Raw genomic sequence first — 23,443 nt, forward strand, 5'->3', positions numbered from 1 at the left:
TTACTCCCAGACCTTTTCTAAATGTGCCGCCAAACGAGATAAGGGATAGCAAATCAGAAAATACAAAATAAAAATAAAGCCATAAATCCAAAGAGAAGCGCTCGGCACGGTCAACAGCGAATTTTCAATAATTTGCTGGCCAACTTTAATCACCTCAACCACACCAATCAGGACTGCCAAAGAGCTGGTTTTCACCATTCGAGTAAATAAATTAATCGCACCTGGCGTTACTCGTTTTAGACTTTGCGGGAAAATGACATAGACCAAGGCTTGAACATGGGTAAGTCCGAGCGCATAGGCAGAATCACGTTGATGCTGATCAATTGAAGTAATGGCTGCACGGACCAAATCGCCCATTTCAGCCGTACCCCATAAAACAAACACAACAACGCACACCCACATTGCGGAAAACTGCCAGTTAAACCATGTCGCAAAGCCGAAATAAAACACGAACAGCAAAACTAAAATTGGAATGATTCGAATGGCTTCTAAATACAGGCGGCACAATGCTTTAACGACTATATTTTTAGAAGTCATAATGACGCCGAAAACTGTGCCGAAAATTGCAGAGAAAAACACTGAAATAAATGCAATTTTTGCAGTTGCCCAAAGTCCCCACATTAAACGTTCGAGGTGACTCGCTTGAAATAGATAATCAAGTTCCATGGCTCACCTTCCGACTTCTGTGCTCCAGATAGCTGGTTAAAATAGACACGGGCAATAAAATAATGAGATAAGCCATGATGAGTAAGAACAAAGCTTCTGTGGTTTTATAGTCCATGCCAATTAAGTCTTTGGTGACAAAAAGCAATTCAACGACAGCAATTGCACTGACCACAGAACTTTCTTTAATCAGAAATAGGCAATTTGCCCCTATTGCCGGAATTGAAATAGCCAGTGCTTGAGGAAAAATGACATATCTAAAAATTTGAATCGGTTGCAGACCAATACTTTTTGCAGAGTCAATCTGCCCTTTAGCAACAGACTGCAAACCTGCTCGGAAGGCTTCAGCCATATAGCTTCCACCCAAAAAGGTCAATCCGATCACACCACAGGCAAAACCATCGATTTTGATGCCAAGCTTTGGCAAACCGTAATACAAAAAGAACAGTTGAATTAATAAAGGGGTATTTCGAGATAACTCAATATAGAACTGGGCAATTCTATTTAGCACCCGCACGCGATATGTGATTAAAATGCTGCAAATTAACCCTACAAGAATTGCCAAAATAATGCTGATAATTGAAATTTTCAGCGTGGTCAAAGTTGCAGAGAAAAATTGCGGCAACACACTATGGATATACTGCCAGTTCAAGGAAAATTCCAAAAAATAATATTAAAACGTTATAAATATTTAGCTTTCGTCAGCTATTAAATATTTGTGCAACGAGTTTATTTTTTTCCCAATTGGTCTAAAACTATTTTTATTAGATAAGCTTTTCTATAAGTTTGATAAATTCGATCTGGCAATCGAAAACCTTCAAATCAGTTGAATACAACCGCTCAAAGCATATTCACTAAAACAAAGATGAATAATAAAACCAATAAAAAATCGGACACTAAGGCCCGATTTTTATTAAATGATTTTCAATCTATTTCTTATTTTCTAAGTACATCACCAATACTTGGGTCTTTATCAAAAACTGATTTTGCATATGGGCAAAGCGGAATTACTTTTACGTCTTTTTCACGAACAAAAGCCACCAAGGCATCAAGTAATTGGCGACCTACACCTTGTCCACGATAATTTTCATTCACATCTGTGGCATCAATAATTAGCATGCTCTCGCCTGCCCATGTATAAGTCATTTCACCTGCAACGGTTTCACCATCAAGTAAGCTAAAGCTGCCGTGTTTTGTATCATCTTTTTGTTGAATATTCACAATAAATTCCTCTTCTTACGACTCATATTTATTTAAAAATGACTTTGTATATCTTGAACTATAAGAACAAATCTAAGTGTAAAAAAATAGCCTGTTTTTAGCAGCGAGTCTGTATGCTTTTTAAAGACAATTCATGCATAAAACTCATAATTCTATTCGTAATTCTACGTCTAATCCTTTCAAATTCTTACTGATAAGCTCTGCAACCAGATTTGTTCATTTCTTTTATGAACATTTAACGGTTTTAAAGTCGGAACTTTTATGTCTTCTTTTCATCAAATTGAGCAAGATACACATGAAAATAGCACACCAGCATGGGGTGCTGTATTTGTAATGTCACTATGCTGCGCAGTATTAATTGCCTCAGAATTCATGCCCGTAAGTTTACTCACACCAATCTCTTCAGATTTAAATATGAGTGAAGGCCAAGTCGGTCAGGCGATCGCAATTTCAGGCATTTTTGCTGTGGTAGCCAGCTTAACTATTAGCCGTGTATTTAAGACATGGGATCGCCGTCATATCATTTTATTACTCACCCTACTGATGATTGTCTCTGGCATAGTCATTACATCTGCCCATTCTGCGGCTTTGTTTATGTTGGGTCGTGCAATCTTAGGCGTAGTTATTGGTGGTTTTTGGGCAATGTCGACATCAATTGTCATGCGACTCGTTCCTCCGCTTTCAGTACCTAAAGCACTCGGTTTATTAAATGGCGGAAATGCTCTAGCCACCACAATTGCAGCACCATTAGGAAGTTTTTTGGGTTCAATTATTGGCTGGCGTGGTGCTTTTTTCTGTATTGTTCCTATCGCGATTGTTGCACTTATTTGGCAATTTAAAAGTATGCCCTCTCTTCCAGCAATATTGTCAGTTGAGAAATCTAAAAATCCATTTGGTTTACTAAAACGCCCAATTGTACTTTATGGGATGACCGGAATTTTATTACTCTTTATGGGCCAATTTGCGCTATTTACCTATCTACGCCCATTTCTAGAAACCGTTACTCATGTCGATGCGACAATGCTATCCATTTTATTATTAATATTGGGTTTAGCAGGTTTAGTGGGTACATTTGTAATTAGTTTAATCCTCCACCAACATGTTTATCGTTATCTGATTCTTATTCCATTCATCATGGCATTGATTGCTGGAGCTTTTGTATTTGGTGGTGAGCATTTATGGTTTGTTGCCATATTGATGGGTTTCTGGGGCTTTATTGGAACGTCGGCACCTGTTGCATGGAATACATGGCTTGCCCAAACACTACATCAAGATGCTGAAATTGGCGGTGGTTTGATGGTTGCGATTATTCAATTTGCAATTACTCTAGGTGCAACTATAGGTGGATTATTATATGACTCATATGGCTATAGTGCCACGTTCTATATGAGCGCAACTATTTTGCTATTAGGCGCAATTACTGCTTTTCTCACATGGCGAAATGCTACTCACGTAGTACATCGATAACCAATCGTAATGCAGGTGAAAGTTGTCTTCGATGTGGATAGTACAAATGGTATCCGGGAAACTGGATACTGTACTCTGCTAAAACTTGAATCAGCGTCCCTTCTTTTAGATCCTCTCGAATCAAATCTTCGGGAATATAAGCAAGTCCAAATCCAGCTCTAACCGCCTCGACGATATCGTAGCTTTCATTAAATATCCATTGCCCCTGAATTTTGATTTTTGTCTCTTGACCATCTTTCACAAATTCCCACGCATACACGCTGCCTTGGGTGGTTAAACGATAGCCAATACATTGATGATTGATTAAATCTTTAGGAGTATTAGGAATTCCATATTGTTCAAAATATGCTGGTGTTGCTATTACCGCCATTTTGACATCTGGACTAATACGTACTGCAATCATGCCATCAGCTACGCGGCTTCCGAAACGAACGCCTGCATCAAAGCGCTCTGCCACAATATCGACCATCCCACTATTGGCAGTTAGTTCAACTTGCACATCTGGGTAATCACCCGCAATCTTTTTAAGTTTTGGAATCAGCACTTCCCGTATCGCATGGCTACTGGCATTAATCCGAACCGTACCAGCGGGTTGGTCTCGAAATGAAGTTAAAAGGGATAATTCATTATCGATTTGGTCAAAACTAGCACTAATCGTTTGTTTCAACCTTTCGCCTGCTGCTGTAGGTGAAACACTACGTGTAGTTCTGGTCAGGAGTAACATTCCCAAACGTTCTTCTAAACCCCGAATCGTATGGCTTAGCGCAGATTGTGAAATTCCCATTTTCCCTGCGGCTTTAGTAAAACTACCCTCTCTTGCCACCATTAAAAAAGCATAAAGATCATTATAGTTTTCTTTATTTATCATCTGCTTTATCTCTTATTGGGGAGTCAACCTCATTATAAAGGATAAAACTATTCATGAATATTACTCATAAGTCCATGTTTGTTTTTTAGACTAATTATTAAAAAGAAGATTCGTTAAAATCCATATCAAGCAGTAAATATGAAGATTTAAATAAACTGAGGCGATTATTATGAGTCATTTTATTATTGTAAAAAATTAATAAATTCCACTCATATCTTTACGTTAAAGAATAAATAGCTTCATTGCATTTATGTGCTTTTTCTTAAAGAAGCGAGGTGAGTTGATATGGCTAGTTATAAGTTTTTTAAAGGCTTAGTCAGCCTATGTGTTTTGTTCTCAGTGACCTCCGCTTCTTATGCAATAAAGCCTCAAGGTAAAAATCAACAAAGGGGATCGATGATGAAAATCCGTATTGATATTGATGGAACACAGCAACCGCTATTTGCCACATTAGCCATGTCACCTACTGTTGAAGATTTTGCCAAGCAGCTTCCACTGACATTAATACTTAAAGATTATGACTCCACTGAAAAAATAGCTGATTTACCCACCAAGCTAACTACACAAAACGCGCCTCATGGATATGCCGGAAAAGCAGGTGATCTTACCTATTATGCTCCTTGGGGTAATCTAGCTTTTTTCTATAAGGATTCTCATGTTGGTTATGCCAATGGCCTCATTTTTCTTGGAAAACTAGATGCTATTCCCCAAGCATTCAAGCAAAAACAACCCATCAAAATTTCAATTTCCCAAATCGAATAAACATCTATCTATTCACTCATTCACATTGTTTAAATTGAGGTATTTATGACTCCATCTCCCTTATTTAAAAAGCTTAAAACCCATACTGCGGCTGCGATTTGCGCTGCAACAATTGGTTTATTCTCTTCAACCTCAGGTATGACAGCAGACATGTCGAATGGCGCAAATAACTTTTATCAAAGTCAGCAAGTGACTATTCAGAAAGTCACTTTTAAAAATCAATACAACATGGATATAGTCGGTAATCTGGTTATTCCCAAACATCTGAATAAAAAAACTAAAGCCTCTGCAATTGTAATTGGTCACCCTATGGGGGCTGTAAAAGAGCAAAGCTCTATGCTTTATGCACAAAAACTGGCTGAACAAGGTTTTGTGACCTTAGCAATTGATCAATCATTTTGGGGTGAAAGCGCGGGCCAACCAAGAAATGTGGTTGCACCGGACATTTATGCAGAAGCGTTTAGTGCCGCTGTAGATTATTTGGGAACACAATCTTTCATTGACCGTAATAACATTGGTGTACTGGGTATTTGTGGAAGCGGGAGTTTTGTCATTAGTGCAGCAAAAATTGATCCGCGTTTAAAAGCTATTGCCACTGTAAGTATGTACGACATGGGTGCAGCAAATCGCAATGGCTTACGTCACTCACAAACCCTAGAACAAAGAAAACAAATTATTGCAGAAGCCGCTGCACAGCGTTATGTTGAGTTTAAAGGTGGTGAAACCAAATATACCAGCGGAACTACGCATGAGCTAACAGCAGATACACACCCTATTCAACGTGAATTTTACGACTTTTATCGTACTCCACGCGGAGAATATACGCCTAAAGGTTCATCGAGAGAGCTTACAACCCACCCAACGCTCACCAGTAATGTCAAATTTTTAAACTTCTACCCATTTAACGACATTGAAACGATTTCACCACGTCCGATGTTGTTTATTACCGGTGATCAAGCTCATTCAAAGGAGTTTAGTGAAGAAGCTTATAAACTCGCAGGCCAACCTAAAGAACTTTACTACGTTAAGGGTGCTGGACATGTCGATTTATATGATCGGGTCGATCTCATTCCATTTAATAAATTAACCAGTTTCTTTAAACAGAACTTGAAGTAATAAAAATGATAGAGGCTCAGCACGGGCCTCTATTTTTAAATGCACTTAATGAAACTCTTGTACCAGACTATTAATATGCGCTACGGCAGCAGTTCGATTTTCAACACAAAGTTTTTCAAAAACATGCTCTAAATGTTTGTTCACCGTCCGTGGGCTCAGCTCCAAAATTTCTGCAATATCTTTATTGGTTTTGCCTAACAACAACCAGTGCATGACTTCGGCCTCACGTTGAGTCAACTGTGGGCAATATTTCAAAATATCAGCCATTTCCAAAGCCGGCGTAGAAGTCTTAATCTGTATCAGATAATTTTTTGCCACACTTGGTTCAGTTTGCCACGGCGTAAGCAATAAAAGCTGTAATTGCTGAGATGGCGTTGAATAAGAACAGCTTGTTAATTTTTTGGGGTCTTTTTCTTGCTCTAAGTCTGAAAACCAAGCTTTTAAGCCTGCTTCAAAGCCCTCTAACTCAGGTAAATATTGATTCAGTAAATCACTGGCTTTTTGGGTTTTCCAAACAATTTTACCGTGAACATCTAGCGCAAGAATGGCTGTTTCCGTTGCATCAATCACCTGTTTTTGTTGCTGCAATAGTTTGGCATGTGCCAAATGTGTTTTTACCCTTGCTAATACTTCTTCAATATTCAGAGGTTTGGTTACATAGTCTACCCCACCGACCTGAAAACCACGCACAATATGTTCTGTCTCAGACAAACCTGTCATAAAAATGACGGGAATAAACTGCGTAATTGGACTTGCTTTAAGCTGTATGCAACTTTCAAAACCATCCATATGTGGCATATTGCCATCGAGCAAAATCATATCTGGTAAGCATCGATGAGCTATTTCAATTGCACTTAACCCATCAGTTGTGACAAGCACGCGATAACCTGCCTGATCTAGACTTTCATGTAACAAGCCTAAATTTTCCGGAACATCATCCACAATCAGAATAACAGCCTGCTCGTTTGGCGAAGCTTGCTGAAAAGAAACATGTTGCGTACTCATTACTTATCCTGAATTAATCGTTGGGCGTGTTTTAAATCAAACTTTTGAATAGCCTGTTCAAGCTGTTCCCATAACTCGTTATGTTCCGGAAAATTTTGACGGCATTGCGTTAAAGTCTGTTGAATTCCTCGAATGTACCCCTGTCCAATCAAATCATTTAATTGCTGCAAGCTTTGTGGTAAATCGAGCAGATCATTATTTTCCGGTTGTTGGATTGATCTATGAACAGTAGTTTGCTCTTGCTTAAACACCTTTACATCCAATGCTTGAACTTCATTATTTTCAAGTAGTGCATCTGATTTGGAATCAATCCATACCAAGCCTAACTTGTCTCCAATTTTACTCAGCAACAAATTGAGGTCGATTGGTTTTAGTATAAAGTCTTCACTTAAGACCGCATCTTGTGGATTGACTTCGCGCTCGCCTGCATTGGCTGAAATAATTAAGATCGGCACATTGGTAATATTATTCTGACGTAATAATCGCGCTGTTTCCCAGCCGCCCATCAAAGGCATATTTAAATCCATCAAAATCAGGTTAGGCTGAAAAATAGGTACTCGTCTTAAACAGTCAATACCCGACTCGGCTTCTTCAATCATAAATCCTAAAGGTTTTAGAAAATTAGCGACTAAACCTCGATCCACCGCTTCATTATCGACAACCAAAATTCGTTTTCGCTCGCCTTGATAGCCTGTAATTTGGTTGGAGTAAACATTAGAAATTGGATGAACCACTTCTTTTGAAGGTAAATAAAACTTAATCTTAAATTGTGAACCCTGATTGAGCTGACTAGTCACAGATAGCTGTCCACCGAGTAAATCGACCAACAATTTTACAATTGGAAGCCCAAGCCCTGTTCCGGTAAATCCACCTTGCACTACATTGCTGCCCCGTTCAAACGGGTTAAAGATTCGTTCTAAATCTGCCTCGGCAATACCACAGCCCGTATCTCTAATTTCAAAATATGCTGTTTGAAATCGGTACTCGACTTTCAAAGTAATTGTGCCGCTCGTTGTAAACTTTAAAGCATTGCCCAGCAAATTGATGAGCACTTGCTCTAAGCGTTTTTTGTCGGTACGCACATAGTGCGGTAAGTTCTCTCCAATTTCATAAACAAACTGTAAATTCTTCTGTTCAAACTGCGGCTGAAACATTTGAATAATCTGTTCAATAAAATTTGGGAAATGAACATCCACTACATTTAAAGAAATTTTACCTGTTTCAATTCGTGCTAAATCTAGTAAACCGTCAATCAGTGAAGTCAGATGTTGACCACTGCGGCTAATCACACCGAGCGCCATTTTGCCTTGTTCTGAAAGTTGCTCTTGTTTTTGAAGTAATTGGCTATAGCCCAAAATACTATTTAGAGGTGTTCTTAGTTCGTGGCTAATGCCAATGACATAACGGCTTTTTGCGTCATTAGCCCGCTCTGCCGAAATTCTGGCGTCTTGTAAGTCTTTTGAAGTGACTTCATGAGCAGCAATTTCATCAATCAATAATGCTGTTTGCTGATGCGTTTCGATTTCGGCATTACGACGACTTTCATCGTTTAGTACTGACCACCATGCAGCAACACTCATCAATAAAAATAAAATGGTGTAAATTTTCACAAACAGCGTAAATAACTGAGGAACGGCTGCTGCATTAATTGTTTCTAAATAGGTTTTTTCTTGGATATAAACCAGACTTAAACTCACTGCTAAAACGATCGACAGCCCTAAAGTCAGTAATAAATATAAACTGACTCGACTATTTAAACGGCTGGCCCAACGCTCTGGTAAATAGTGCCAGATGGCTTTTTTAAGTTGAACTGACCAGCGTGCATCGGGTTTACATAAATCGTGGCAGCGTGCTTCAAGTGAACAGCATAGAGAGCAAATCGTACCGTTATAGGCTGGACAGCCCGCCATATCGGCAAGTTCATAGTCCCTTTCACATACCACACAGTTAGCAACCGAAGTCGCCTGAATTTTTTCAGGCTGGCGTGCGATGTAATATTTGCCTTTGGTTAAGTAAGCAATAATAGGAACACATAACACCGCACTTCCTAGAGCAATGAAACTCGCTAATCCTTTTGCCATGAGTCCGAAAAAGCCCAAATAGCTAAGCATCGATAACACTGAGGCAATCAGTAATGCGCCCACACCTACAGGGTTAATGTCATATAAATAAGCACGACGAAATTCAATTCCCTTCGGGCTTAAACCCAAAGGCTTACAGATAATTAAATCGGCAACAACGGCGCCAATCCATGCCAAAGCGATATTGCTATATAGCCCCAAAATGCGTTCAACTGCATGGCTAATGCCCATTTCCATCAAAACAATAGCAATAAACACGTTAAAAAGAAGCCAGACAATTCGCCCCGGATGGCTATGAGTTAAACGGGCAAAAAAATTGGACCATGCCAATGAGCCAGCATAGGCATTGGTCATATTAATTTTAATTTGCGCCAAGCAAACCAGTGCTAATGTGAGAATTAATGCAAGCTGAGGGTTTGGAATAAACTGTTGATAGGCAACCCAATATAGATAAGTCGGATTGTCTAGCTCAGAGACAGGAATAAACAACTGAAAAGCCAACACCATCAGCAGCATACCCATCAAAACTTTTAGAAATCCAAAAATAATCCAAGATGGACCACCTAAAAAAACAGCAAAACGCCATGCAGTTCTGTTCTTTTCTTTTTGCGGTAAAAAACGTAAATAGTCGGCTTGCTCCCCAATTTGGATCACAAAAGAAAAAATAAGAGTGCACGCCGCACCAAAGTAATACAGATTAAAATCGGTCGAGTTTGAAACCGCACCAACAAAATGCAGGCTACTACTTAAAATTTGTGGCTGTTTCCAAAGTACAAAAAACCACGGTAATAACAGCAATAAGAGCCAGATTGGCTGAGTGATTGCCTGAACTTTATTAATAAAACCAATGCCTTTGACCACTAAAGGCAAAATCACTATGGCAGAAATTAAGTAACCAATAACTTGCGGAATACCTAAAGCCAGTTCAAGTGCCATCGCCATAATTGCGGCTTCAAACGCAAGCAAAATAAAGGTAAAGCTGGCATAAATTAGAGAGGTAATGGTCGAGCCAATATAGCCAAAACCTGCACCACGAGTAAGCAAATCGACGTCTACATTATATTTTGCGGCGTAGTAACTAATCGGCCAACTGGTTAAAAATATGATGGTACATACGACAATTGCTGCCCAGACTGCATTGCTAAAGCCATACTGCCAAAGCATAGTCGCCCCAATGGCTTCCATAGCCAAAAAGCTGACTGTCGAGATTGCGGTATTGGTAACAGTCCAAGGTGACCATTTTCTTACTGAGGTGGGTGCGTAGCGGAGCGCATAATCTTCGATACTTTCATCTGCCACCCAAATATTATATTCACGGCGTGTTTTGATCACACGTTGTGGCGCTTGTTGGGGGCGTGAAGAATCTGGCATAACACTCATGTTTTGGATAGGGCTGCATTAAACCCAGCAATCCTTATGCCAAAAGTCACTTATCATGTCGATTTTTTCTAATACGCACATATACGCAAAATAACGTATTTTCAATTTTTCCCAAAAATCACACACTCAAAAACATCAAAAAACAATGATCAATATTTGTGTTGATTGACCGAAAATGATTGGGAGATTGATGTTATGAGTGTATCTGAACATCCAAATCTGGACACTGTGCAAGGTACAGATTCACAAAAAGCAGTGAATGAAACCTTAGAAGATTATACTTTACGTTATGCTCCACACAGCTTTCGGCGCTGGAGTCCCAAAGTTGTCGCTATTACTGCACTTGGTGGTATTGCCTATCTTGCTGACTTTTCTATTGGTGCCAGTATTGGTATGTCTTACGGAACAACCAATGCTGTTTTCTCCATTTTATTTGCAGCGATTATTATCTTCTTAACTGGCATTCCTTTAGCCTACTACGCAGCGCGCTATAACATCGACCTTGACTTGATTACCCGCGGCGCTGGTTTCGGTTACATCGGTTCGGTTCTTACCAGTATCATTTTCGCCAGTTTCACATTTATTTTCTTTGCCCTTGAAGGTTCAATCATGGCGCAAGGGTTATTGCTTGGTTTAGGCATTCCGCTTTGGGCTGGCTATCTCATCTCAACCGTTATGGTCATTCCACTCGTCATTTACGGTATGAAAGCTTTAAGTAAATTACAAGTTTGGACTACCCCACTTTGGCTTATTCTGATGATTGGTCCTGTGGCCTACCTGATTTATCAAGAACCTACTTTAGTCAGCCAATTTGCTACTTTTACAGGTAAAGAAGGTTTTGCAACCGTAGACATGGCTGCAATCATGTTAGGTGCTGGTATTTGTTTATCGTTAATCATGCAAATTGGTGAGCAAATTGATTACTTACGCTTCATGCCTGCAAAAACAAAAGAAAATAGCAAAGCATGGTGGGCAGCCGTTATTTCAGCGGGTCCGGGTTGGGTGATTTTAGGGGCAATTAAACAAATTATTGGGGCATTTTTAGGATTCTATTTACTCACTAAAATACCGGGCGTAAACAGCACTGAACCTGTTCAACAGTTTAATGCAGCGTTTCATGACATGCTTCCGGGCTGGGCAGCTTTAACACTTGCAGTGATTTTGGTGGTTATTTCTCAAATTAAAATTAATGTGACCAATGCTTACTCTGGTTCCCTTGCATGGACAAGTGCCTACACTCGTATTAGCAAACATTATCCTGGTCGTATTGTCTTTGTGATGGTGAACTTAGCAATTGCGCTTGCTTTGATGGAAGGCAATATGTTTGCGGTACTAGGTAAAATCTTAGGGTTCTATTCAAACTTTGCAATTGCTTGGGTGGTAGTTGTTGCAACAGACATTTCAATCAACAAATATGTTTTAAAACTTTCACCTAAAGAACCTGAATATCGCCGTGACATGCTCTACAACGTAAACCCTGTCGGTATGGTTGCATTCCTTGTATCAGCAGGCTTATCAATTGCAGCATTCTTCGGTTTACTTGGTAGCTTCTTGGCGCCTTACTCACCGCTTATCGCACTTGTACTTGCTTTTGTCTTAACTCCAATCATGGGTTTATTAACCAAAGGAAAATACTACATCAAGTCACATGATGACGGTATTAAAGAACCACGTTACGATGCTGAAGGTACACCTGTAGCAACGGTTTACCACTGCCGCGTATGTGAGCAAGGTTATGAGCGTCCAGATATTATGTTCTCTCACAAACATAACGGCACGATCTGTTCTTTGTGTAAAACACTCGACGCTTAAATATTCTTAAAACTAAAAAAGAAGTTTTAAAGCTTCTTTTTTTACGCCTGATGTTTTTAACCAATCGGAAATAAACGTTCAGGCACTACATCTTTCATCACAATGGTTGAAATGAGTCGTTGCACACTTGGAATAGCAGATAATTTTTCATCATACAAACGCTGAAAAGCCGGTAAATCTTTAGCGACCACATGTAGTAAATAATCTGGCTCACCAAACAAGCGCTGGGCCTGAATAATTTGCGGGATATCAATTACAGCATTTTCAAACTTCTCGACTGCCTGTTTATCACCTTCTTTAAGCGTAATAAAAACAATCGCTGAAAATTCAAATCCCACTAAGTTTGGGTCGAGTTCTGCCCGATAGCCTTTGATGGCTCCCGATTCTTCTAAAGCCTTCACTCGTCTATGACAAGGTGAAATGCTCAAGCCTACTTTTTCTGCCAATTCAGTAATAGATAATCGGCCATTTAATTGCAATTCAGCAAGAATCTTTTTATCTGTGCGATCCATTTAGAAAAATTTACCCCAAATGAGTGTGATATGAGCAAATATTTAAAAGCACATTCTAAATACATGAGCATATTATTTTCAACAAGCTCGAATAAATAGGGATTTTTTTCTAAACCACGAGCGAAACCTTTGGAAAATAGTTTGCCGAGATAAGCATATGGCTTTTAACATTTTTATTGCATTTTGGAGTGTCTCCATTCTTTTTATTATTACTCCAGGGGCAGACTGGGCCTATGCCATTTCGGCAGGAATTAAGGGCAAAGTCGTCGTACCCGCTGTCGCAGGTATGCTATTTGGGCACTTTATTACGATTTTATTGGTAGCGGCTGGTGTTGGGCTGCTTGTAGCAAATAATCCAACTGCACTCATGATCCTAACAATTGCGGGTTCTGCTTATTTGTTATGGATGGGAATAAACTTATTACTTACCCCTCCTACTCCGAATGAGTCTGGTTCTGAAAAGGCTCAGTCATGGTTGAGCTGGGCAACTAAAGGCGTTTATGTAAGTGGATTAAACCCGAAGGTTTTTTTACTCTTTTTAGCGCTGCTTCCTCAATTTATTGACACTACTGCTTCATGGTCCGTGACAACACAAATTCTTGCCTTTGGTGTTGTACACATGATTAGCTGCGCGATTATTTATTTAATGGTGGGTTATGGTTCAGAGGCTATTTTGAAAACCAGACCACAAGCAGCACAGTTAGTTGGTCGTTTCTCAGGTGGTTTGATGGTCATTATCGCAACGTGCTTATTGATTGGACAAATTTAAAAAGTCATTCAACAAAAAGTTACTGGCCATCATTTCGGGTCAGTAACTTGAATAGTAAAATATAAGAAAAATTTATCTCATTCGTTTGAGGTTATACGTCACGACTCCCCAAATAACAAGTTCTTGCCCCTCTTCAATATAAATATTTTGATAATCAGGATTTTCAGCTTTTAGCCAAACTTTAGGTGGCTGAAATTGACTATCAATCATTAAGCGCTTAACAGTGAAATCATTGTCGATGAGTGCAATCACAATATCACCCGATTTAGCGGAAATACTACGGTCCACAATAAGCGGATCATTAATATCAATTCCAGCGTCTAGCATGGATAAAGAATTGGCTTTGACAATAAACGTGGCATTTTCATTTCTAATTAAATATTCATTTAAATCGAGTGCTTGCTCAATATCATCTTGTGCAGGCGAAGGAAAACCTGCCGCAACACGTTCTGTTGCTAAAGGAATGTGGTAAATTTTATCGTTATTCGGGTGAACCTGTTGAACATTAAGTTTTGAGTTAAAGTCGGTTAAATTATTGGTTTTGACATTATTCAGTAACCAATTTTTGATAAAGTTAACTTGAGATTCGGGAACACGAATGACTTTGGTGGGTTCATTGAACTGTGCTTTACGTCCGGCATTTTCTCGTACACCGCCATGCTCGAACTCTTTTTTCTTTGGCATATTGCCTCCCTTTTCACTGTTCAAAACCTACACAAACAATGTAACTTGAAAAAGTTACATTTTCAAGTTGACGAAATATTTTTTTTGCATAACAATAAATCTCATGATCAGATTTTAATCCATTTTGCTTTTAACAGGGATGTTTTAATCAAAATGGCAATTTGAAGAAAATCAAAACCTATTTCGAGATAGTCTTTATTGCTGACTGTTTTTTGATTTTTATCAAATGAGATTCTGAACACTTAACATTCTGGTTAAATTCAGTTTTTTGGTATGGAGACATGCGAAATGAAAAATCAACGTGATGCGGTTTTAGGTTATGCAAATGAGCAACATGCTTACTATATCCGCCTGATTGAAAATGATGCGGTTTTAGGTGAAAGCTACGGATTATTCTGTGAAAATCCGGATAGCGAAGCAGCCGAAAGTATTATGACGACGCTATTTTTAAAAAAATCTTTTTGGTTAAACGGTTCTGAATACATTGATATTGTAAAAGGACTACAACTGCTCCCACAGTAAAGTAAATAAATTAAAAAACGAAGGAGGCAAAAGCCTCCTTCGTTTTTAAAACATTATGCTTAAGACGTAAAACGTCCAGAGGCATCACGTTTTTGATTACGAGAGTTTTGACCACGACCGTCATAATCGTCGTCGTCACGGCTGCGGCCACGGCCTCGACCACCTGAGCGGCTACCGCGATCGTCATCATCATCGTCATCACGACTGCGGCCACGGCCTCGACCACCTGAGCGGCTACCGCGATCGTCATCATCATCGTCATCACGACTGCGGCCACGGCCTCGACCACCTGAGCGGCTACCGCGATCGTCATCATCATCGTCATCACGACTGCGGCCACGGCCTCGACCACCTGAGCGGCTACCGCGATCGTCATCATCATCGTCATCACGACTGCGGCCACGGCCTCGGCCACCTGAACGGCTACCGCGATCGTCATCATCATCGTCATCACGGCTGCGACCGCGTCCTCGACCACCTGAGCGGCTACCGCGATCGTCATCATCGTCGTCATCACGACTGCGGCCTCGGCCTCGACCACCTGAACGGCCACGATCGTCATCATCATCGTCATCACGACTGCGACCGCGTCCTCGACCACCTGAGCGGCTACCGCGATCGTCATCATCATCGTCATCATGGCTGCGGCCACGTCCTCGGCCACCTGAACGGCTACCGCGATCGTCATCATCATCGTCGTCACGGCTGCGACCGCGTCCTCGACCACCTGAACGGCCACGATCATCATCATCGTCGTCATCGCGGCTACGACCGCGACCTCGGCCACCTGAACGGCTACCGCGATCGTCATCATCGTCGTCATCACGACTGCGACCGCGTCCTCTGCCACCTGAACGGCTACCGCGATCGTCATCATCGTCGTCATCATCACGGCTGCGGCCACGACCTCGTCCGCCTGAGCGGCTACCGCGATCGTCATCATCGTCGTCGTCATCACGGCTACGGCCTCGGCCGCCTGAGCGGCTGCCGCGATCGTCATCATCGTCGTCGTCATCACGGCTACGACCACGGCCTCGGCCACCTGAACGGCTACCGCGATCATCGTCATCGTCGTCATCATCGCGGCTACGACCGCGACCACCATTTTTATGGCTTAAGGCACCCGCTTCACGAGCTTCCTCAGATGTAAATTCATGCGCATTACCACTGGCATGGGCTGCTCGCCCACCTTTGCTGGCTATTTCTCTAACTCTTTCAGGATCCATACTTGCAAATCCACGATTTGAAGTACCTGTACTATTGTTATCATCATCTTCATATCTAGTATTAGCCATAGTTATATCTTCCTATATTTAATTATAGTCACTACCGCTTTTGATTAACGGATTTAATAAAGATAGAAGATCTATAATATTTTCCTACCGATGCACTGTATCAATCAATTTAAATGTATATAAAATGAAAGATTAAAAATTCTACAACTTCATTATTTAAATAAAGATTTATACATTCTAATTTTTCTCACATTTTACTTTTTAAATAATTAGCTCACTTATTATTACTTAACTGCACATTACAATATATTTTTACAAACAGATTTAAAATATCTATATAAACAACGAAACAGCTTAACTATAAACAAAAAGTAAAATAATGAAACATACTTACTTAAACAAACACAGATTAAAACACTTATTTTCAATAGAAAACAATAATATATATCATTACATTTTCAAAGGAAATTTACTTGAGAGATTAATATGAATATTTAAAACTAGTTTTATTAAGGCAATTTGAGTGGTTTAGCCATGCAATTAAAAGATCAAGAGTCAACACTACAATACATACATATTTCTATTCCAGAAATTTTACTCGGCCATATTAAATCTAAGAATTCATGGCAAAATTATGACCAAGAATGGAGCTATAGATTAGATCCTCCGCATGCGAGCCATCCCTTCCAAAGAGATTTATATATTATTAAGTCAAAGAATATAGAGCAAGAAGATATAAAGTTATTGCTTGACAACATCATTAATAAAAATAATAAAGAAACACAAAATATTGAAGGCGCTAAAAAAAATTATTAAAGAAATTTTAGACTTATCCAATAATATATCTATTGAAAACTGGCTAGAAGATACTGGAAATAGATCCATTATTGAAAGTATGATTGATAAGAACAAAATCAAATTAATAGATATTATTTAACTTTTAAATATAAAATATTTTTTTACATCCTTATAAATAAAATAACAAAGACAACTTATTAAAAAATTCATTTTACTCATATTTACGTAGTAACAACGCACTATTGATGAATTAGATATTTAACCGAGGTATTTGACGTATGGAAAACTCAACAAATCAGTATCCAACATCTGCACCTGCACAAGTTCAATCTCATCAACCAGGCGATCAGGAAAAAATGCATCCTGAACCTGAGATTATAAAAAGCTCTCATAAAGGTAGCGATAAGTTAAAAGATAAAGTTGCCGTTATTAGTGGTGGCGATAGCGGTATAGGCCGTTCTGTCGCAGTATTGTTTGCCCGTGAAGGTGCGGATATTGCCATCCTTTATCTTGAAGAAGATAAGGATGCCGAAATCACTAAACAACTTGTTGAAAGAGAAGGACAACATTGCCTTTTATTAAAAGGAGATATTTCTGACCCAGATGTTGCAAAACTCGATATTGATAAAGTTCTACAACATTATGGAAAAATTAATATTTTAGTGAATAATGCTGGCGTGCAATATCAACAAAAGGAAATTGAAAGTATTAGTAATGAGCAATTAGAAAAAACATTTAAAACTAATATTTTTCCAATGTTTTATCTTACTAAAGAAGCTATTCCTTATATGGAAGAAGGCGACAGTATTATTAATACAACCAGTATTACCAGTTATCAAGGCCATGATGAGCTTATTGATTATGCAAGTACCAAAGGTGCGATTACGACTTTTACACGTAGCTTATCAAACAATTTAATGAAGCAGAAAAAAGGAATTCGGGTGAATGGTGTTGCACCAGGTCCGATCTGGACTCCATTAATTCCAAGCAGTTTCGATGCGGAAACCGTTAAAGAATTTGGTAAAGACACACCAATGGGAAGAATGGGACAACCTAGTGAAGTTGCACCTGCTTATCTTTTCCTTGCCTCAGATGATGCAAGTTATATTACAGGTCAGGTGATTCATGTAAACGGTGGTCAAATCGTAAATGGTTAATCCCTAGGATATAAAAAAGCCCTGAAAGATAAATCTTTCAGGGCTTTTTTGTTTATTAAGCTGGTACCTTAGCGGCTATTTGTTCTCGTGACCAAACACGATGAGCCATAATCAGTTTTTTGAATTTTTCAGCAATAGGCTGGAATTTATCTTCAACTAAAGTACCCTCATCGGCAACTAAACCTAGCGGTTCAAGCAAGTCAGATTTATTACCTAAAAACGCAATTGGTTTTAAATGCTTATAAGCTTCGAGTACATAGTGGCGCGCTACGCCATCTTGCAGCACGGCATTTAAGTTATCGCCATCAGGAATAATCACCGCATCATAAGCAATTGAAGGTTCAGCCATCTGCATGCCATCAGCCACAATAATGTTGTCTTTATGGTCTTTTACTGGAGCCAAGCTCGGCGCTAGTAAATGAACAACCGCACCTTCTTTAATCGCCCAATTTTTAATAGCTTCAAGTGTATCTGACTTCACAAGGTTATGAATAAGCACAGCAACTTTTCGGCCTTGAATATCTTCTGGTGGGAAAGCCAAGAAAGATAATTTAGCCGATTTTTCAACTGCGGTTTTCTTATAATCTAGAGTTAAATCAGGAACTTCAATTCCTAAATTAGCACCTACTTGTCGAGCTAAGTCGAGATCAATATTTGCCAAAATTTGTTGAACTTGGCGCTCACGGATGTGTTTTCTTTGTACTTTACTTAATTCAAAAGTATAGGCATCGACCACATGCTTTTGCTCATGAGGCGCAAGGCTCTTGTAGTAAAGGCGCGGTTGTGAAAAATGATCGGAGAAGGTTTCACTTCTTTGACGAAGTTTATGCCCGCTAATTTGTTCAGGATAGCTTTCAAAACCACCATTTGAAGCGGCGGGTGGCGTTTCTGCTGGCCAATCATTATCAATTGAGTTTGGTTGATAGGAAGCCTGCCCTTTGTGAATCGTATGTTGGTGGATACCATCACGTTGATTGTTATGGAATGGACACACTGGTTTATTGATCGGAATTTGATGGAAGTTTGGTCCACCTAAACGACTTAGCTGTGTATCGGTGTACGAAAATAGGCGTGCTTGTAAAAGTGGGTCATTTGTAAAATCAATGCCTGGTACGATGTGTCCCGGACAGAAAGCCACCTGCTCTGTTTCTGCAAAGAAATTATCTACATTTCTATTTAAAACAAATCGGCCGATTGGAGTCACTGGAACCAACTCTTCAGGAATAATTTTGGTTGGGTCTAATAAATCGAAGTCAAAGTTCATTTCATCTTCTTCTTCGACAATTTGTACGCCCAACTCCCATTCAGGATAAACCCCATTCTCAATCGCTTCATAAAGATCTCGACGGTGGAAATCTGGATCTTTACCTGCAAGCTTTTGAGCCTCATCCCACACTAAAGCACTTAAACCTTGTTTAGGGGTCCAGTGGAATTTCACAAAATGAGATTTACCTTGAGCATTAATAAGACGGAATGTATGAACCCCAAACCCTTGGATTGAGCGTAGATTACGTGGAATAGCACGGTCTGACATTGCCCAAATTACTGCATGAGCTGACTCAGGTACTAAAGATACAAAATCCCAGAAAGTATCGTGTGCTGTGGCTCCTGTTGGCATTTCTGTATCTGGTTCAGGTTTTACGGCATGAACAAAGTCTGGAAACTTAATACCATCTTGTACAAAAAATACTGGTGCATTGTTGCCGACTAAATCGAAATTACCTTCTTGGGTATAAAATTTAATCGCAAAACCACGAATATCACGAACGGTGTCAGCAGAGCCACGTGGTCCCTGCACTGTTGAGAAACGTACAAAAATTGGTGTTTGAATGCTTGGATCAGTTAAAAAACCGGCTTTTGTTAAGCGCTCATTTCCTTCATAAGCTTGAAAGTAACCGTGCGCACCTACACCGCGCGCATGCACAATACGTTCAGGAATACGCTCATGGTCAAAATGAGTAATCTTCTCTCTTAAAATAAAGTCTTCTAATAGCGTTGAACCACGAATGCCCGCTCTTAAGCTATTCTCATTATCCGCTATTTTAACACCTTGGTTTGTGGTTAATGCTTCATTGGTTGCATCATCTCTGACTGAGTCTAATTGTTCAGTTTTTTGGGTAGTATTGGCTTTATTTGCAGCGTCAGCACCAGCCATTTCACTTGTTTTATTTGTTGATTTAACATTATCAGTCATGTTCATTACCTATGTTTTTAAAGTTAAACGTGGGGTGAATTAAAAAACTTCAAGAGTTAGTTTTGTTAAAGGAACTTAAATATGGAAAAAGGAGTTCGACGTATTTACGTGTGCTCCAAAGTCCAATGCTTTTATGATGTGAATCTGGGGCCAAAAACGGAGTCAGCTTGCATATTTTTATAGCAAGATCATGTGATTTCTGAACACGCTCTTGCAGTGCATCCAGTTCGCCATCGGAAATATAACTAAAGAGATAATCTTGAATACGCTGGCTATTCTTTAATTCCCTGCTATAGGCCAAGAAGTTAGAAGAATGATCACTACCAGCAATCCAATCATGAATAATTTGACGTTCTACAGGGTTAAATACCCCAAACATTTTTCCATTTTCTTCATTAATCATTCGCCAGAACACACTCTGTTCAGGGTCGGTATTAAATTTAATCCACTTGTGATCAATGAGATGTGTAACTAGCCCGTTAACGTCTTCTGGATTTGATAACCATTGGTTAATGGTTTTACATCCAAACTGTCTAGTTTCGTTATGAATGAGCTGACCCACGAGCGCTTTTCTTTTTAAAATTTTAAGGACTAAATCTTCAAGATTTAAATTTTTAATAATTTTTGAAGATGAAACACCATGGTTATTAAGCGCAAAACCGCGCTTCAATTTATTAAAGAAAAGTTCTTTATCTCTATATTTATCGTAAATATTTTCTATAACTTTAATTGCTTTATCTGCATGCCCGTTATCAATGTTATCGATAGTGATGTGCAAATTAAAATATTTAGAATCAATACCCAGTTCTGCAAGCTCATAATTACTGATGAGTAGATGCAGTGGCAGTTGCTCATAACCTAAATTAAAGCCGACAATTTCAGGAATGAACTCAGGTGGAGCATAACCAAGCGCCAGCTGAATCACGGCATTATGATAATATTCATCTTCTAATAGCAGATCAAAACTATCGAGTCCCAGACTACGTAGCAAGTCATCATAGATACAGACATGGTTTGCTTTCGGCTCACCTAGTCCCAGCTCTTCCAAATAAGTAATAATGAGGTCATGAAAAACCGGATCATTCCAGTAGTGAACTGAACTATATAGCCATGCACCATCTACTTTTTTAGTTGGGGAAACCTTAATTAAAAATTCGAATGCCTGACCAACATTTTTAAAATATTCTCTCTCCCCCCCGTTTTGTCTACGGTTTAGGTAAGTCTGAAATAATTCACAATTTTGTTTATTATCGTTTTCACACCATTCTTTAACCGTATTTATAGTTGCAGGAAAATCAATTTTCTTTTGATCTATTTTATCAATTTCTTTATTAAGAAAATCTCGTGCTTTCTTTTCTTTTTCAAAACTAGAAATATCAGGATCAAGGAAAAAAACAAATAATTCGTAATAGTTTTGTTGATTATCTTGTAATAAGTCTAATAATCTTTCTTTCACTACAACAGGCATTTCTATTCTCCTTTAGTGAGATATAAACCACCATACTTCAGCTAAACTATAATCCCAGCCTACCTTTGTTATATTACGTTATCAAGAAACAACCTATAATTTTAAATTTATTATATTTCAAACAGATAAAAAACAACACAAAGTTACATTCTCAACTTTAGAATTATTTAAATATTTATTTTTATAAAAGATATATAAATAATAAATTTTAATTACATTTAAGTTACCTTAAGAATTATAAAGTTTAAAAACTTAACAAAAATAAATTAAAAATAATCTTATAACTAAATTAAAAAAAGTTTTAGGGAGAAAACTAATGTTTAATTCATGTTGCAAATTACTCGCACAAGAAAAAATTAAAATTGCACTTTTTGAAAGTGCTTCGGCGGGCTATTTAGCTTATCGCTTCTCTTTAAGTCCCTATTCAGGTGATATTCTTATTGGAAGCTTAGTCAGCTATGACTTACGTGTCAAAGAAAATACACTTCATATCTCACCTGAACTTATTGAAAAATATACACCTGAATCGATGCAAGTCACTGTGGAGATGATCAAAAAAGGCAAAGAACTCCTACATGCCGATCTTTATATTGCCTGCACAGGTCTCTTAAAAAAAGGAGGTTCTGAGACTAAAGAAAAACCTGTAGGCACCTTTTTTTATTCTATTTATTATAAAAATAATTTTTATAACTTTAGACGACTATTTAAAGGACCAGCATGCCTTAAAATTAGACAACTTATTTATTGCATTTCTAAAGATATAGAATACATAATATTAGATAATAAAAAATAAATTCATTTTAATAAAAGATAACATATACACATTTAGAAATGACCATTGCATTTATTTAACACCATTTTGCTCAAATGTAATTTTATCTATCTTCATATTAATTATGTTTACTGATAAAAGTTACATTTTATAGAAATCAAGGTTTTATTTAATTTTTAAATTTACAGTTAAATATAGGGTAACACCCGAAGGCTACACATTAAAAATTTTCATGTTTTAATAAACCTATCTGAAGCTCTCAGATAAAACACACATCATAAATGATATGAGGTAATTAAAGATGAGCACTACTAATAATCAAAGCAATCAACGCGATAATCAACAGCAACAACAACAGCAAAATGACAACCGCAACAATCAGCAACAGCCAAACGGCAACCAACAGCAAAAAGACCAACAGCAACAACAGCAAAATGACAATCGCCGCCAACAACAAGGCTCGAATCAAAAAGATTCAGGCCAACAAAACTCAAATAACAATAATCAGCAACGCTAATCCGATGCTGACTTAAATGTCATTTGATGCGGTCATTCATTTTATTTAGGAAGGTGCCCTCACCTTCCTAAATTTACCATAAGCATAAAATTAAATAATAGATGAGGAAAAACTGATGACAGATCAAAATAGCGATCACGCACGACTGCCAGCCGGCGACCATAATTATTCTGACACTTATTGGCGCGAAAGTTACCTTACTCGTCCTTATTATCAAGAAGCTCAGCTTACTACTCCCGATCTCGATTATGACCGAGACTTTTCGACAGCCTATGAATTAGGTCATCGCGCACGTGCTGAATCGGAACAAGGCACTCAGTTTGAAGATGTCGAAGGCGGTTTGGAACAAAAATGGGAAGAACTCAAAGCTGAATCTCGCTTAAAATGGGAACATGCTAAACAAGCAATTAAAGATGCATGGAATGGAAGATAAGTTGTTT

General features: G+C 38.7%; 22 protein-coding genes and 1 pseudogene. 12 read left to right on the top strand and 11 right to left on the bottom strand.

Annotated features, from left to right (window positions below; translation table 11 throughout):
* Together AOLE_RS11720 and AOLE_RS11725 are read right to left on the bottom strand one after the other, a co-directional pair.
* Window positions 1-666 carry an amino acid ABC transporter permease gene (locus AOLE_RS11720; RefSeq protein WP_000418067.1) on the bottom strand — a complete coding sequence of 222 codons (666 nt, stop codon included), beginning with the start codon at window positions 664-666 and terminating at the stop codon, window positions 1-3.
* On the bottom strand, window positions 656-1,315 hold the full coding sequence (locus AOLE_RS11725; protein WP_013198201.1) for an amino acid ABC transporter permease: 660 nt from the start codon (window positions 1,313-1,315) through the stop codon (window positions 656-658). Before AOLE_RS11725 ends, AOLE_RS11720 begins: the two co-directional genes overlap by 11 nt.
* Window positions 1,316-1,379: 64 nt before the next feature.
* On the opposite strand from AOLE_RS11725, the gene AOLE_RS19920 reads away from it, so the two are divergent.
* Complete coding sequence (locus AOLE_RS19920; RefSeq protein WP_014206469.1) at window positions 1,380-1,493, top strand: hypothetical protein; 114 nt, start codon at window positions 1,380-1,382, stop codon at window positions 1,491-1,493.
* A 106-nt stretch (window positions 1,494-1,599) separates the two neighbouring features.
* Here the strand turns inward: AOLE_RS19920 and AOLE_RS11730 are convergent, their stop codons facing one another.
* Complete coding sequence (locus tag AOLE_RS11730; RefSeq protein WP_001025680.1) at window positions 1,600-1,884, bottom strand: GNAT family N-acetyltransferase; 285 nt, start codon at window positions 1,882-1,884, stop codon at window positions 1,600-1,602.
* 261 nt (window positions 1,885-2,145) lie between these two features.
* On the opposite strand from AOLE_RS11730, the gene AOLE_RS11735 reads away from it, so the two are divergent.
* Complete coding sequence (locus AOLE_RS11735) at window positions 2,146-3,351, top strand: MFS transporter (protein ID WP_013198202.1); 1,206 nt, start codon at window positions 2,146-2,148, stop codon at window positions 3,349-3,351.
* On the opposite strand, the gene AOLE_RS11740 is transcribed toward AOLE_RS11735, so the two are convergent.
* Complete coding sequence (locus AOLE_RS11740) at window positions 3,329-4,219, bottom strand: LysR family transcriptional regulator (protein WP_002048265.1); 891 nt, start codon at window positions 4,217-4,219, stop codon at window positions 3,329-3,331. The two genes, AOLE_RS11735 and AOLE_RS11740, sit on opposite strands and share 23 nt — an antisense overlap.
* 285 nt (window positions 4,220-4,504) lie before the next feature.
* Here AOLE_RS11740 and AOLE_RS11745 point away from each other — a divergent pair, with 285 nt between their 5' ends.
* Window positions 4,505-4,981, top strand: a complete 477-nt coding sequence (locus tag AOLE_RS11745; RefSeq protein ID WP_013198203.1) for a cyclophilin-like fold protein — start codon at window positions 4,505-4,507, stop codon at window positions 4,979-4,981.
* A gap of 45 nt (window positions 4,982-5,026) precedes the next feature.
* Window positions 5,027-6,097, top strand: coding sequence for an alpha/beta hydrolase (locus AOLE_RS11750; protein WP_013198204.1), 1,071 nt, complete (start codon window positions 5,027-5,029; stop codon window positions 6,095-6,097).
* Window positions 6,098-6,142: 45 nt separating this feature from the next.
* Here the strand turns inward: AOLE_RS11750 and AOLE_RS11755 are convergent, their stop codons facing one another.
* Window positions 6,143-7,102 carry a response regulator transcription factor gene (locus AOLE_RS11755; protein ID WP_013198205.1) on the bottom strand — a complete coding sequence of 320 codons (960 nt, stop codon included), beginning with the start codon at window positions 7,100-7,102 and terminating at the stop codon, window positions 6,143-6,145.
* Entirely contained in the window at window positions 7,102-10,563 is a 3,462-nt protein-coding gene (locus AOLE_RS11760; RefSeq protein ID WP_013198206.1) for a hybrid sensor histidine kinase/response regulator, read from the bottom strand. The genes AOLE_RS11755 and AOLE_RS11760 overlap by 1 nt, the downstream gene beginning before the upstream one ends.
* A 195-nt stretch (window positions 10,564-10,758) precedes the next feature.
* Here AOLE_RS11760 and AOLE_RS11765 point away from each other — a divergent pair, with 195 nt between their 5' ends.
* Complete coding sequence (locus AOLE_RS11765) at window positions 10,759-12,375, top strand: purine-cytosine permease family protein (RefSeq protein WP_013198207.1); 1,617 nt, start codon at window positions 10,759-10,761, stop codon at window positions 12,373-12,375.
* A gap of 56 nt (window positions 12,376-12,431) precedes the next feature.
* Here AOLE_RS11765 and AOLE_RS11770 read toward each other — a convergent pair whose 3' ends face one another.
* Entirely contained in the window at window positions 12,432-12,887 is a 456-nt protein-coding gene (locus AOLE_RS11770; RefSeq protein ID WP_000376211.1) for an Lrp/AsnC family transcriptional regulator, read from the bottom strand.
* 157 nt (window positions 12,888-13,044) lie between these two features.
* On the opposite strand from AOLE_RS11770, the gene AOLE_RS11775 reads away from it, so the two are divergent.
* Window positions 13,045-13,656, top strand: a complete 612-nt coding sequence (locus AOLE_RS11775) for a LysE family translocator (RefSeq protein WP_013198208.1) — start codon at window positions 13,045-13,047, stop codon at window positions 13,654-13,656.
* 72 nt (window positions 13,657-13,728) lie between these two features.
* Here AOLE_RS11775 and AOLE_RS11780 read toward each other — a convergent pair whose 3' ends face one another.
* On the bottom strand, window positions 13,729-14,340 hold the full coding sequence (locus AOLE_RS11780; protein WP_013198209.1) for a LexA family protein: 612 nt from the start codon (window positions 14,338-14,340) through the stop codon (window positions 13,729-13,731).
* A gap of 288 nt (window positions 14,341-14,628) precedes the next feature.
* Here AOLE_RS11780 and AOLE_RS11785 point away from each other — a divergent pair, with 288 nt between their 5' ends.
* On the top strand, window positions 14,629-14,862 hold the full coding sequence (locus AOLE_RS11785) for a hypothetical protein (RefSeq protein ID WP_004793031.1): 234 nt from the start codon (window positions 14,629-14,631) through the stop codon (window positions 14,860-14,862).
* 59 nt (window positions 14,863-14,921) lie between these two features.
* Here AOLE_RS11785 and AOLE_RS20820 read toward each other — a convergent pair whose 3' ends face one another.
* Complete coding sequence (locus AOLE_RS20820) at window positions 14,922-16,157, bottom strand: KGG domain-containing protein (protein ID WP_013198210.1); 1,236 nt, start codon at window positions 16,155-16,157, stop codon at window positions 14,922-14,924.
* 474 nt (window positions 16,158-16,631) lie between these two features.
* Here AOLE_RS20820 and AOLE_RS11795 point away from each other — a divergent pair.
* Both AOLE_RS11795 and AOLE_RS11800 read left to right on the top strand, forming a co-directional pair.
* Window positions 16,632-17,034 (top strand): annotated as a pseudogene (locus AOLE_RS11795) (DUF6367 family protein).
* A gap of 139 nt (window positions 17,035-17,173) precedes the next feature.
* Entirely contained in the window at window positions 17,174-18,052 is an 879-nt protein-coding gene (locus AOLE_RS11800) for an SDR family oxidoreductase (protein ID WP_013198212.1), read from the top strand.
* A gap of 55 nt (window positions 18,053-18,107) precedes the next feature.
* Here AOLE_RS11800 and katE read toward each other — a convergent pair whose 3' ends face one another.
* Together katE and AOLE_RS11810 are read right to left on the bottom strand one after the other, a co-directional pair.
* A complete protein-coding gene (katE, locus tag AOLE_RS11805; RefSeq protein ID WP_081399168.1) occupies window positions 18,108-20,252 on the bottom strand; it encodes a catalase HPII in 2,145 nt (714 codons plus the stop codon).
* 43 nt (window positions 20,253-20,295) lie between these two features.
* Window positions 20,296-21,714 carry an iron-containing redox enzyme family protein gene (locus AOLE_RS11810; protein WP_013198214.1) on the bottom strand — a complete coding sequence of 473 codons (1,419 nt, stop codon included), beginning with the start codon at window positions 21,712-21,714 and terminating at the stop codon, window positions 20,296-20,298.
* A gap of 316 nt (window positions 21,715-22,030) precedes the next feature.
* Here AOLE_RS11810 and AOLE_RS11815 point away from each other — a divergent pair, with 316 nt between their 5' ends.
* From AOLE_RS11815 to AOLE_RS11825, 3 genes are all read left to right on the top strand, one after another.
* Complete coding sequence (locus tag AOLE_RS11815; RefSeq protein ID WP_013198215.1) at window positions 22,031-22,507, top strand: CinA family protein; 477 nt, start codon at window positions 22,031-22,033, stop codon at window positions 22,505-22,507.
* Window positions 22,508-22,787: 280 nt separating this feature from the next.
* Window positions 22,788-23,003 carry a hypothetical protein gene (locus tag AOLE_RS11820; RefSeq protein WP_013198216.1) on the top strand — a complete coding sequence of 72 codons (216 nt, stop codon included), beginning with the start codon at window positions 22,788-22,790 and terminating at the stop codon, window positions 23,001-23,003.
* A 115-nt stretch (window positions 23,004-23,118) separates the two neighbouring features.
* On the top strand, window positions 23,119-23,436 hold the full coding sequence (locus tag AOLE_RS11825; protein ID WP_004793048.1) for a hypothetical protein: 318 nt from the start codon (window positions 23,119-23,121) through the stop codon (window positions 23,434-23,436).
* The last annotated feature ends 7 nt before the right edge of the window (window positions 23,437-23,443 follow it).

This window comes from Acinetobacter oleivorans DR1 (genome assembly GCF_000196795.1).
In the GTDB taxonomy this organism is placed as follows: Bacteria; Pseudomonadota; Gammaproteobacteria; order Pseudomonadales; family Moraxellaceae; genus Acinetobacter; species Acinetobacter oleivorans.

What these genes read in the sequence shown, in the direction of transcription:
- AOLE_RS11785 (WP_004793031.1), top strand. Translation starts at nt 14,629, where the DNA reads ATGAAAAATCAACGTGATGCGGTTTTAGGTTATGCAAATGAGCAACAT.
- AOLE_RS11750 (WP_013198204.1), top strand. Translation starts at nt 5,027, where the DNA reads ATGACTCCATCTCCCTTATTTAAAAAGCTTAAAACCCATACTGCGGCT.
- AOLE_RS11810 (WP_013198214.1), bottom strand. Translation starts at nt 21,714, where the DNA reads ATGCCTGTTGTAGTGAAAGAAAGATTATTAGACTTATTACAAGATAAT.
- AOLE_RS11740 (WP_002048265.1), bottom strand. Translation starts at nt 4,219, where the DNA reads ATGATAAATAAAGAAAACTATAATGATCTTTATGCTTTTTTAATGGTG.
- AOLE_RS20820 (WP_013198210.1), bottom strand. Translation starts at nt 16,157, where the DNA reads ATGGCTAATACTAGATATGAAGATGATGATAACAATAGTACAGGTACT.
- AOLE_RS11745 (WP_013198203.1), top strand. Translation starts at nt 4,505, where the DNA reads ATGGCTAGTTATAAGTTTTTTAAAGGCTTAGTCAGCCTATGTGTTTTG.
- AOLE_RS11720 (WP_000418067.1), bottom strand. Translation starts at nt 666, where the DNA reads ATGGAACTTGATTATCTATTTCAAGCGAGTCACCTCGAACGTTTAATG.
- AOLE_RS11735 (WP_013198202.1), top strand. Translation starts at nt 2,146, where the DNA reads ATGTCTTCTTTTCATCAAATTGAGCAAGATACACATGAAAATAGCACA.
- AOLE_RS11825 (WP_004793048.1), top strand. Translation starts at nt 23,119, where the DNA reads ATGACAGATCAAAATAGCGATCACGCACGACTGCCAGCCGGCGACCAT.
- AOLE_RS11800 (WP_013198212.1), top strand. Translation starts at nt 17,174, where the DNA reads ATGGAAAACTCAACAAATCAGTATCCAACATCTGCACCTGCACAAGTT.
- katE (WP_081399168.1), bottom strand. Translation starts at nt 20,252, where the DNA reads ATGAACATGACTGATAATGTTAAATCAACAAATAAAACAAGTGAAATG.
- AOLE_RS11780 (WP_013198209.1), bottom strand. Translation starts at nt 14,340, where the DNA reads ATGCCAAAGAAAAAAGAGTTCGAGCATGGCGGTGTACGAGAAAATGCC.
- AOLE_RS11820 (WP_013198216.1), top strand. Translation starts at nt 22,788, where the DNA reads ATGAGCACTACTAATAATCAAAGCAATCAACGCGATAATCAACAGCAA.
- AOLE_RS11770 (WP_000376211.1), bottom strand. Translation starts at nt 12,887, where the DNA reads ATGGATCGCACAGATAAAAAGATTCTTGCTGAATTGCAATTAAATGGC.
- AOLE_RS11760 (WP_013198206.1), bottom strand. Translation starts at nt 10,563, where the DNA reads ATGAGTGTTATGCCAGATTCTTCACGCCCCCAACAAGCGCCACAACGT.
- AOLE_RS11765 (WP_013198207.1), top strand. Translation starts at nt 10,759, where the DNA reads ATGAGTGTATCTGAACATCCAAATCTGGACACTGTGCAAGGTACAGAT.
- AOLE_RS11815 (WP_013198215.1), top strand. Translation starts at nt 22,031, where the DNA reads ATGTTTAATTCATGTTGCAAATTACTCGCACAAGAAAAAATTAAAATT.
- AOLE_RS11755 (WP_013198205.1), bottom strand. Translation starts at nt 7,102, where the DNA reads ATGAGTACGCAACATGTTTCTTTTCAGCAAGCTTCGCCAAACGAGCAG.
- AOLE_RS11775 (WP_013198208.1), top strand. Translation starts at nt 13,045, where the DNA reads ATGGCTTTTAACATTTTTATTGCATTTTGGAGTGTCTCCATTCTTTTT.